Source organism: Bacteroides sp. (assembly GCF_029057325.1).
GTDB lineage: Bacteria > Bacteroidota > Bacteroidia > Bacteroidales > Bacteroidaceae > Bacteroides.
This window is the reverse complement of the sequence record NZ_JAICZW010000084.1, coordinates 1-10,740: the sequence shown is the minus strand read 5'-3', so window position 1 is coordinate 10,740 and position 10,740 is coordinate 1. Positions and strand designations below refer to the sequence as shown.

Here is a 10,740-nt window from a genome sequence, read left to right as displayed (position 1 = left end):
TCCTTATAATAAGCGTAAGCGTATCGCTATGACCGGTTGCCTTATGTTTGCCGCCCGGAAAATCATCTTCCTGGTTATCGGCAGGGACAAAGCGAATGTCGTTTATGACATGCTCCACTCCGGTGATACAGGTCCGGCGGCATACGTAGCCCATCATGCTGAATGCGTGGAGTTGTTTACTGATGAACAGGCGTATTTTCGATGAAGAATGAAAAATGAAGAATGAAGAGTTTGGCTGCGCTATGTAAATAAGCCGCCGGGTAACTCTTCATTCTTCATTCCCTATTTTTCCTTAATACGTGTGTCCTTCCTTTATCTCTTTTGTATCAATCTTGCGGCTGTCGATGCTACGCCAAGCATAGACAATGTAGGCAAGGACAAAGGGAACAAGGATGGAGACGTATGCCATCACTTTCAGGGTGAACAGGCTGGAGCAGCTGTTGGAGAGCGTCAGTGAACTTTGCAAATCGGCATTGGAAGGGTAATAGGCAGTATGGTTATAACCTGTCACCAGCAACAAAGCCAATACGGTGAGCACCGTACCGATTCCGGTGTACCAGATGCCCTTGTCGAATTCTGCTTTCCACAATGTGCGGATGATTCCCCACAAAACGGCAACCACGCCGATGAGGAATAGTATCAATATCACCGGCATAGCGATGAAGTTGCCCAGGTACTTATAGGGTTCCATGAAAATCGCTCCTGTCTCGGGATTCACAGCATAGCCGTCGGCCATCAGCGTGCGAATGACGAATGCCAGAAAAAAGAGCAGGAACAATCCTGTATTTCCCCAAAGCGAACGGCGACAGCGGGTCGTCAAGTCCCGGTCGTTGATGTTGTTGATGAAGTAGAGCGCCCCCAAGATGCGTGCCAGGAAGAAGACTGCCAATCCCAATACCACGTTCCACGGATTGAGCAACGCATCCAGACCGTGTCCGGCATTCGCCCAACGGCTGATGACAGGCATCATCGTTTCGGCAATACTCCCTTTATCGATGTAGAATTCAGAGCCGGTGAAGAATGTAGCCACTGCACCGCCCAGCAAAATCGGGCCTACCACTCCGTTTATTACCAAGAACGTCCGGTATGTGTTCTTTCCCAACAGATTTCCCGCTTTGGATTGAAACTCGTAGCTGACCGCCTGTAACACAAAGCTGAACAGGATAATCATCCACAACCAATAAGCACCGCCGAAGCTCGTGCTGTAGAAGAGCGGAAACGAAGCGAAGAACGCGCCGCCGAACGTCACCAATGTAGTGAACGTGAACTCCCACTTACGCCCCGTCGAATTAATCATCATTTTCCTCTGCTCTTCTGTCTTGCCCAGACAGAACAGAAGTGAGTTGCCTCCCTGCACAAACAACAGGAACACCAAAATCGCTCCTAACAGGGAAACGATGAACCACCAATAGTGTTGAAGAAAAATATATGTATCCATTTTAATGTGATAAAGTTATGTTGTTATAATATGATAAGGTGATAGAATGGTAGTGTGATAATAGTGGTAATATCCCCTTTATCACTCTACCACTTTAATCACTCTCCTTCCGGTCCTTTTTGTATCGCTTTCAGCATAATTCCCACTTCCGCTATCAGCATAATGGTGAAAAGCACAAGGAAGATGAAAAACGTGGTCTGTACGGAGCCGACATCCAATTTGGAAATGGCGGCACTGGTAGGCAACATATCTTGTATCGCCCACGGCTGACGGCCACATTCGGCAACCACCCATCCGGCTTGTCCTGCAATATATCCTAACGGGATGGTGAGCATAGCCACCCAATGCATCCAACGCATTTTTGTCAAATCCTTCTTATAGATAAAGAAGAGTACCGCCATAAAGAAGAGGATGAAATAGCCGCCCAACATCACCATCACGCGAAACATATAGAAGGTAAGGGGAACATTCGGCACCAGCTCGTTCACGTCTTTGATATAGCCGTAACCGAAATAAGCCACATTTTTCTGCAACGCCAATGCCGCAACGGCGGCACCCGCCTCGTTGCCTTCGGCGCGGGCGGCACGATAAGCGGCAAACGCTTCGATGGCATCTTTTCCACGTGCCATTTTCTCTTCGGCAGAGAGTGCCTTCGAACCGTCGGCCAATGGATAGCCACCTTTCAGCAAGTCGTTGATGCCGGGAACGAACGCGTTCATCTCACGCTCGGCAAGCATCGAAAGCATCTTTGGAATTTCAATGCGGAAAAGGAAAGGGGCGATATCGTCTTGCGGACTCTTTTTGGCGGGGTTCAATATACCGAAAGCTACCAGTCCGGCACCGGCCTCTCCATCGTAGTAGCCTTCCATGGCTGCAAGCTTCATAGGCTGCTTCTGTGCTACCTGATAACCTGAACCGTCACCCGTCCATGCTGACAATAGGGTGGCGAACAGGCCTGTCCAAGCAGCGATTTTGATGCTTGCCAGTGCGAATTCCTTTTCACGCCTCTTCCACAAGAACCAGCAGCTGACTCCCACAACAAACAAGGCTCCCAGCACCCATCCGGAAAGTACGCTGTGGAAGAACTTGTTGACCGCCATTGGTGAGGTTGCCACTGCCCAGAAGTCCACCATCTCGTTGCGGGCGCTATCGGGATTGAACTCCATTCCCACGGGATTCTGCATCCAGGCATTGGCTACCAGAATCCACCAGGCAGAGATGGTGGCGCCTATGCCCGTCAACCAGGTAGAAGCCAAATGGAATCGCTTGCTCACCTTCTCCCAGCCGAAGAACATGACGGCGATGAACGTTGACTCCATAAAGAAAGCCAAAATACCTTCGATGGCAAGCGGTGCTCCGAAGATGTCGCCAACAAACCAGCTGTAGTTGCTCCAATTGGTTCCGAATTCAAATTCCAGAATCAATCCTGTAGCGACACCTACGGCAAAGTTGATGCCGAACAATTTCATCCAGAACTTAGCTGTCCGTTTCCAAAAATCGTTACCCGTACGGTAGTAAGCCGTCTCCATAAGTCCCATGATAACCGCTAACCCGAGCGTCAGTGGAACGAAAATCCAGTGATAGATGGCGGTCAAGGCAAATTGTGCTCTCGACCAGTCAATCAGCGAAGTGTCAATGTGTAACATAAATTATGAATTTTGAATTATCAATTATCAACTGTCAATTATCAACGGCTCTTTCTATCAGTTCTCCGCTGACATAGCCTTCTTTGTCATCGCTTGCGGCGGCGTTCAGAAAGTTGGGGAAGAAGAAGAGGCGGAGAATAAAGAACAGGATAAATAGTTTTACCAAGATGATAAACCACAGGGTACGGCCTAATGTCATACTCCGAAAGCCATCCAAATAGAAGCGCCAAACGGTCGCTGCAAGCTGTCTCATATCGATTGGATTTAGAACGATGGCAAATATAAATTACTTTTATAGAACAGACAAACGAACGATGGGAAAAAATCGTGGCATCACGGTTCTTTCATTGAAAGTATATGCTCATTTCCCATTCTTCCGATACTTCAAAGCGGCGTTTCTTTATCCTTTTTAAAGAATTACTTTATAAGCATTAAAGGATTGCTTTGTAAGCATTATAGTGTCGCTTTATCGGTATTAAAGTAATACTTTAAAAAGGATAAAGAAAAAATAAAGTAGGATGTCTATGATTTACAATGTGTTATGTTTTGTGGATGTCAGAGGCAATTCTCACTTTATCCGCCCGATTCGTGTCTGAGAAGTCTGAACAACAGGTGCAAGTTTTCTTTAATTTCTCAAAGAGCCGTGTGTCGTCCGCATAAAAGGCGGTTTAGGCGATAAAAACTCCTCAAACTTCTAAAGTTTTTCCTCCCTTTGCTGCGATGGACTACATTTGCCGATGTAAAACCATAGAACATGAAAGATATGATAAACCTGAAGAAATTGACACTGATAGCGTTTTGCATGGCAAGCGGAGCGGGACTCTCGGCGCAGACCGACACGATTCCGACGGAAGCCGGCACGCTTCCAGCCCAATGGGATTTGCAGACCTGCATTGACTATGCCCTGAAGCAGAACATCACCGTCCGTAAGAACCGGCTGAATGCCGCCGGTACCCAAGTGGACATCAAGACTGCCAAGGCGGCTCTCTTTCCAAGCCTTTCGGTCGGCGTGAGCCAGCGTGTAGTGAACCGTCCGAAGAGCGAGACGAACACCCTCATCGATGGCGACAACATCAGCAGCAGTACGAGCAAGACCAGCTACAACGGCAGTTATGGTATCGATGCCAACTGGACACTCTACAATGGCGGGAAGCGACTGAACACCATCAAACAGCAGCAGCTGAACAGCCGCATTGCCGAACTGAATGTAGCGGCCGGCGAAAACAGCATTGAGGAGAGTGTGGCGCAAGCATACGTGCAGATACTCTATGCCACCGAAGCCGTGACCGTCTGCGAATCTACGTTAGAGGTGAGCCGTGCCGAATGCGAACGTGCCCGCCAGCTTTTTGAGGCGGGAAGCATTGCCCGAAGCGACTTTGCCCAACTGGAGGCGCAGGTCAGTACAGACAACTATCAACTGGTGACAGCACAAGCCACCCTGCAAGAATACAAACTGCAACTGAAGCAGCTGCTGGAACTGGACGGTGAGGCGGAGATGGACCTTTACATCCCTGTTGTGAATCCGGAGAACGTCCTGTCGCCCTTGCCTGCCAAGGGGGATGTCTATCAGGCGGCGTTAGCTCTCCGCCCTGAGATAGAGGTGGCCCGGCTGAACGTGCAGGCCTCGGATTTGGACATCAAAATTGCCCGCGCCGGCTATCTGCCCACCTTGAGCCTGACTGCGGGCATCGGCACCAACCACATCAATGGCGGCGACTTCACCTTCAACGAACAAATCAAGCAGAACTGGAACAACTCATTGGGGGTGAGCCTGAGCGTGCCCATCTTCAACAACCGCCAGACCAAAAGCGCCGTTGAGAAGGCCAAGCTCCAGAAACAGACCAGTCAACTGGAACTGCTGGACAGCCAAAAGGAGTTATATCGGACCATCGAGAACCTGTGGCTCAATGCCAACACCGCCCGGCAACAATATGATGCCGCCACGGAGAAGTTGAAAAGCACGCAGACCAGTTATGACCTGATACAAGAACGCTTCAATTTAGGAATGCAAAACACCGTGGAACTGCTGACGGAGAAAAACAATCTGCTCAGTGCCCGGCAAGAGATGTTGCAAGCCAAGTATATGGCGATACTGAACAGGCAGTTGCTGAGATTTTATCAGGGGGAAAAACTGTCGCTGTAAATGCGTAGGCAGGCATTCGGAAATGCATTATCTCCTATACCTTATTATATATAGTAACCAAAATCATAGAAAGAACAGATATGAACAAACAGAAATGGACATTCACCACCCTCGTTGTCGTGGCGGCGATAGGTGGAGCGGTATGGATGTTTGGCGGAAGCAAAGCCAAACAGAAAGTGAACTACGTCACTGCCACCGTCAGCAGAAGCGGAATATCGGAATCCGTCACCGCCACGGGAACCATCGAACCGGTGACCGAAGTGGAGGTCGGTACCCAGGTCAGCGGCATTATCGACAAGATTTACGTGGACTACAACTCCGTAGTCACCCGTGGGCAACTCATCGCCGAAATGGACCGCGTGACCCTGCAAAGCGAGCTTGCCTCGCAACGTGCCGCCTACAATGGCGCGAAGGCGGAGTACGATTATCAGAAGAAACTATACGAACGCAACGCGGCGCTGTATGAGAAGAAACTCATTGCCGCCACCGACTACGAACAATCGGTCTATAACTACGAGAAAGCCCGCAGCAATTACGACAGCAGCCGGGCATCGCTGGCGAAGGCGGAGCGCAACCTCTCGTATGCCACCATCACCTCGCCCATCGACGGCGTGGTCATCAGCCGCGATGTAGAGGAGGGGCAGACCGTGGCCTCCGGCTTCGAAACGCCGACCCTCTTCACTATCGCCGCCGACCTGACGCAGATGCAGGTGGTGGCCGATGTGGACGAGGCCGACATAGGCGGCGTGGAGGAGGGACAGCGGGCAACCTTCACTGTGGATGCCTATCCGAACGATGTGTTTGAAGGAACCGTCACGCAAATCCGTCTGGGTGACGCCTCTTCTGGCAGTTCGGCAAGCAGCACGAGCAGTACGGTGGTGACCTACGAAGTGGTCATCTCTGCCCACAATCCCGACCTGAAGCTGAAGCCCCGCCTCACGGCGAACGTCACCATCTTCACGCTGGACCGCAAGGATGTACTCTGTGTTCCCTCACGCGCCCTGCGCTTTACTCCCGAAAAACCGTTGATAGGTAATAAGGACATCGTGAAGGATTGCGAAGCCAAAAACAAGGTGTGGACACGCGAAGGAAATACCTTTACCGCCCATCCGGTAGAAATAGGCATTTCAAACGGCATTCATACGGAAATTACCGAAGGCATCGCCGAAGGAACAACCGTCATTACCGAAGTCTCCATTGGCCTGACTCCGGGCAGCGGAGCGCCGGACATGGCTCCGGCTACCTCCGAAGGGGAGAGGAGCCCTTTTATGCCGGGACCTCCGGGAAAGAAAAAATAAGGAGGACAAGTTAGTTGACAAGGAGACAAGTTAACAGGGCTACGAGTGCCCTTACCGCCTTGTACTCCTCGTCAACTCGTTTCCTCGTCAATTTTAAAAAACAACTATCATGAACAAAGCAGTTATCGAACTTCAAAATATCAAACGGAACTTCCGGGTGGGAGAGGAGACTGTTCACGCCCTGCGTGGCATCTCGTTCACCATCCGTCAAGGCGAGTTTGTCACCATCATGGGAACGTCCGGTTCCGGTAAATCGACTTTGCTGAATACCTTAGGTTGTCTTGATACGCCGACTGCCGGCGAATACTTGCTGGATGGCACCTCCGTGCGTACCATGAGCAAATCACAACGTGCTGTGTTGCGCAACCGGAAAATCGGCTTCGTCTTCCAGAACTATAACCTGTTGCCCAAGACCACCGCCGTAGAGAATGTGGAACTTCCGTTGATGTACAACTCCTCCGTTTCTGCTGCCGAACGTCGCCGCCGTGCCGTCGAAGCCCTGCACGCCGTCGGACTGGGCGACCGTCTGGAGCACAAGTCTAACCAGATGTCCGGCGGACAGATGCAGCGCGTGGCAATCGCCCGCGCCTTAGTGAACAATCCTGCCGTCATCCTCGCCGATGAGGCAACGGGTAATCTGGACACACGTACCTCCTTCGAAATACTGGTGCTTTTCCAAAAACTGCATGCCGAGGGGCGTACCATCATCTTTGTGACCCACAACCCCGAGATAGCCCAATATAGCAGCCGTAACATCGTGTTGCGCGACGGGCAAATCCGGGAAGATACCCTCAATACTCATATACTGGATGCCGCTGAAGCACTGGCGGCGCTGCCCAGACAGGAGGAAGATTAAAAACAATTATACCTATGAATGGAACAAATCTTTTCAAAATAGCCCTGCGCGCGCTGAACAACAACAAGCTGCGCGCATTTCTCACCATGCTGGGCATCATCATCGGCGTGGCGTCTGTTATCACGATGCTTGCCATCGGACAAGGTTCGAAGAAAAGTATTCAGACGCAAATCTCCGAAATGGGGTCTAACATGATAATGATTCATCCGGGAGCCGACATGCGTGGCGGTGTGCGCCAAGACCCCAGTGCCATGCAGACCTTGAAGTTGGCGGACTACGAAGCCTTGCGCAAAGAGACGAACTTCTTGGCTGCCGTCAGCCCCAATGTCTCATCCAGTGGGCAATTGATTGCGGGCAATAATAACTATCCCTCTTCCGTGAGCGGGGTCGGTACAGATTATTTGGAGATACGGCAGTTGAATGTAGAGAACGGCAGTATGTTTACCGAGACTGACATACAGAGCTCCGCCAAGGTATGCGTTATCGGAAAGACGATTCAAGACAACCTTTTCCCCGATGGTGAGGATCCGGTGGGGCGCATCATCCGCTTCAATCAAGTGCCTTTCCGCGTAGTAGGTGTACTGAAGCCCAAAGGCTATAACTCCATGGGGATGGACCAAGATGACGTGGTGCTTGCCCCTTACAGCACCGTGATGAAGCGTTTGCTGGCGCAAACCTACCTCAGTGGCATCTTCGCCTCTGCCCTTACCGAGGACATGACGGACAACGCCACCGAGGAAATCACCGAGATCTTGCGTCGCAACCATAAGCTCAAAGAAAGCGATGACGACGATTTCACTATCCGTAGCCAGCAGGAACTTAGCAGTATGCTAAACTCCACCACCGACCTGATGACCACTTTACTTGCCTGCATCGCCGGCATCTCGCTCGTGGTGGGAGGCATCGGCATCATGAACATCATGTATGTATCGGTGACGGAGCGTACCCGTGAAATAGGTTTGCGCATGAGCGTAGGTGCCCGTGGCATCGACATTCTGAGTCAGTTCCTGATAGAAGCCATCCTTATCAGCATCACCGGCGGTGTTATCGGTGTCTTCATCGGCTGCAGTGCCAGCTGGGTTGTGAAGAGCATTGCTCACTGGCCCATCTTCATTCAGCCGTGGAGCGTGTTCCTCTCCTTCGCTGTCTGTACGGTGACAGGTGTCTTCTTCGGTTGGTATCCCGCTCAAAAAGCTGCCGACCTTGACCCGATAGAGGCGATACGGTATGAATAAAGGATTTATGATTTCAGAGTTCAGGGTTACGATTCTAAAGTTCAGGGTTACGACTCTAAAGCTTAGGTTTGCGCCTTAGAGTTATAACGATATTGTCCTTCTCTTCTCTTCTCTTCATAAATCTGAAATCATAAATTTAAAATTTTATTACCTTTGTAGCATTATGAAACAATTACTTACCAACCCACGTCATCGCGGCATTGAAGCCCTGATACACATCATCGGGTGGGGGATCGTGTTCGGTTTCCCTTTCTTGATGATGACACGAAGCGGATTTGATCTCACGTGGACGGATTATCTGCGTCACGGTTGCATCGTGCCTATTTCTTTTCTGATTGTATTCTACGCAAACTACCTTTTCTTGATTCCCCGCTATCTGTTTGAGGGGAGTGTAAGGAAGTTCCTTCTGTTGAACGCGCTGTTGATAGTATGTGTCGCTGCGGGTTCTCACTTGTGGCAGGAATATGTCTTTCAGGCTTATTTGAAAGGAGGAGCGGAAAGAGGAGGCAGGCATGTGGGACCTCCTAAATGGATATTCATCCTGCGTGATATTTTTTCCATGATACTGACCATCGGATTGAGTGTCGCTATCAAGATGAGCGGCAGATGGCAACAACTGGATGCTGCCCGCCGCGAGGCCGAAAAGAGCCGTACGGAAGCCGAACTGAAGAACCTGCGCAACCAGCTTAATCCGCATTTCCTGCTCAATACGTTGAACAACATTTACGCCCTCATCGCTTTCGATGCAGACAAGGCGCAATTGGCTGTTCAGGAGTTGAGTCGCTTGCTTCGTCACGTGCTCTATGACAATCAGCAGAACTTTGTTTCCCTTGACAAAGAGATGGACTTCATTCGCAGCTACATCGAGCTGATGCGCATCCGCCTCTCTGCCAATGTAACAGTGGAGACGCAGATAGATGTCCGTCCGGACAGCCATACGGAGATAGCGCCACTCATCTTTATCTCTCTTATAGAGAACGCTTTCAAACATGGTCTTTCGCCTACAGAGTCCAGTTTCATCCGTATCTGCTTCAGCGAGAATTCAAAGGAGATTCGTTGTGAAATCACCAATAGTTACCATCCCAAAAGCCAGACCGACAAAAGCGGAAGCGGCATCGGATTGGAACAGGTGCGAAAACGCTTGGAATTGACCTATCCCAACCGTTATGAGTGGTGGTACGGGGTTGATGAAGATGGAAAAATGTATAATTCCACATTAGTGATAAAACTTGAAAACCATTAGATTATGAATTTGAATTGTGCAATCGTAGATGACGAGCCTTTGGCTTTGGAGTTACTGGAAAGCTATGTCAACAAAACTCCGTTTCTGAATAGCGTGGGCAAGTATTCCAGTGCCGTGCAAGCTATGAAAGAGTTGCCTGGCAAGCATGTCGATCTGATTTTCCTGGATATCCAGATGCCCGATTTGAGCGGACTTGAATTTTCTAGGATGGTAAGTCCCCGTACCCGAATCGTGTTCACTACCGCTTTCGATCAATATGCCATAGACGGTTATAAAGTCAATGCACTGGATTATCTGCTGAAGCCCATCTCTTATGCAGACTTCCTGCAAGCCGCCAACAAGGCGGTTCAGTGGTTTGAGTTGTTGCAACAACCCCAAAACGAGGTTCAGAGTATTTTCGTAAAGAGCGATTACAAGTTGATTCAAATTGAACTGGACCGGATTCTTTACATCGAAGGCTTGAAAGACTATATCAAAATCTATGAAGAAGGTGTTTCCAAACCTATTTTGTCTTTGATGAGCATGAAGGCGATGGAAGAGCTTCTCCCAGCTTCACGCTTTATGCGTGTCCACCGTTCTTATATTGTTCAAAAGAGCAAGATACGCGTAATAGACCGTGGGCGAATCGTTTTCGGGAAAAACTATATCCCCATCAGCGATAGTTACAAACAGGCTTTTCAAGAGTTTTTAGAACAAAGAAGCTGAGAAAAAGCTTTGTTCGTCAATAAAAATGAGAGATTCGTCGAATTTATAATAGATTTTTTTGTCTATTTAAATATGTTTTTTAACTTTGCATCGAACAGATAGGAGTTGTGAAACTCCTCTATAGAATAGTTTAGTTAAGTCTAGTTTAGTTTTTGTGTAGGCACTTCCTCCGTAAG

10 protein-coding genes are annotated in these 10,740 nt (G+C 49.5%); 7 read left to right on the top strand and 3 right to left on the bottom strand.

Features of this window, described 5'->3' with window-relative positions; all coding sequences use genetic code 11:
* Window positions 1–205, top strand: a 205-nt coding sequence (locus K2G43_RS05070; RefSeq protein WP_300153300.1) for a 6-phosphogluconolactonase, incomplete at its 5' end; no start/stop codon positions are given.
* Window positions 206–292: 87 nt separating this feature from the next.
* Here the strand turns inward: K2G43_RS05070 and K2G43_RS05065 are convergent.
* The 3 genes from K2G43_RS05065 to K2G43_RS05055 all read right to left on the bottom strand — a co-directional run bounded on the left by K2G43_RS05065 (window position 293) and on the right by K2G43_RS05055 (window position 3,337).
* Window positions 293–1,438: a cytochrome d ubiquinol oxidase subunit II gene (locus K2G43_RS05065; RefSeq protein ID WP_300153298.1), complete on the bottom strand. Its 1,146-nt coding sequence runs from the start codon at window positions 1,436–1,438 to the stop codon at window positions 293–295.
* A gap of 98 nt (window positions 1,439–1,536) precedes the next feature.
* On the bottom strand, window positions 1,537–3,084 hold the full coding sequence (locus K2G43_RS05060) for a cytochrome ubiquinol oxidase subunit I (RefSeq protein WP_297642288.1): 1,548 nt from the start codon (window positions 3,082–3,084) through the stop codon (window positions 1,537–1,539).
* A 34-nt stretch (window positions 3,085–3,118) separates the two neighbouring features.
* Window positions 3,119–3,337, bottom strand: coding sequence for a DUF4492 domain-containing protein (locus K2G43_RS05055; protein WP_300153296.1), 219 nt, complete (start codon window positions 3,335–3,337; stop codon window positions 3,119–3,121).
* A gap of 510 nt (window positions 3,338–3,847) precedes the next feature.
* Here K2G43_RS05055 and K2G43_RS05050 point away from each other — a divergent pair.
* The 6 genes from K2G43_RS05050 to K2G43_RS05025 all read left to right on the top strand — a co-directional run bounded on the left by K2G43_RS05050 (window position 3,848) and on the right by K2G43_RS05025 (window position 10,564).
* The gene (locus K2G43_RS05050; RefSeq protein ID WP_297644965.1) at window positions 3,848–5,227 is read left to right on the top strand and encodes a TolC family protein; all 1,380 of its coding nucleotides are present in this window, start codon (window positions 3,848–3,850) and stop codon (window positions 5,225–5,227) included.
* Window positions 5,228–5,307: 80 nt separating this feature from the next.
* Window positions 5,308–6,525: an efflux RND transporter periplasmic adaptor subunit gene (locus tag K2G43_RS05045; RefSeq protein ID WP_300153294.1), complete on the top strand. Its 1,218-nt coding sequence runs from the start codon at window positions 5,308–5,310 to the stop codon at window positions 6,523–6,525.
* Between the two features lie 109 nt (window positions 6,526–6,634).
* Window positions 6,635–7,381, top strand: coding sequence for an ABC transporter ATP-binding protein (locus tag K2G43_RS05040; RefSeq protein WP_297644961.1), 747 nt, complete (start codon window positions 6,635–6,637; stop codon window positions 7,379–7,381).
* Window positions 7,382–7,395: 14 nt separating this feature from the next.
* Entirely contained in the window at window positions 7,396–8,616 is a 1,221-nt protein-coding gene (locus K2G43_RS05035) for an ABC transporter permease (RefSeq protein ID WP_300153292.1), read from the top strand.
* Window positions 8,617–8,779: 163 nt separating this feature from the next.
* On the top strand, window positions 8,780–9,859 hold the full coding sequence (locus K2G43_RS05030) for a histidine kinase (RefSeq protein ID WP_300153290.1): 1,080 nt from the start codon (window positions 8,780–8,782) through the stop codon (window positions 9,857–9,859).
* A gap of 3 nt (window positions 9,860–9,862) precedes the next feature.
* Window positions 9,863–10,564, top strand: coding sequence for a LytTR family DNA-binding domain-containing protein (locus K2G43_RS05025; protein ID WP_300153288.1), 702 nt, complete (start codon window positions 9,863–9,865; stop codon window positions 10,562–10,564).
* The last annotated feature ends 176 nt before the right edge of the window (window positions 10,565–10,740 follow it).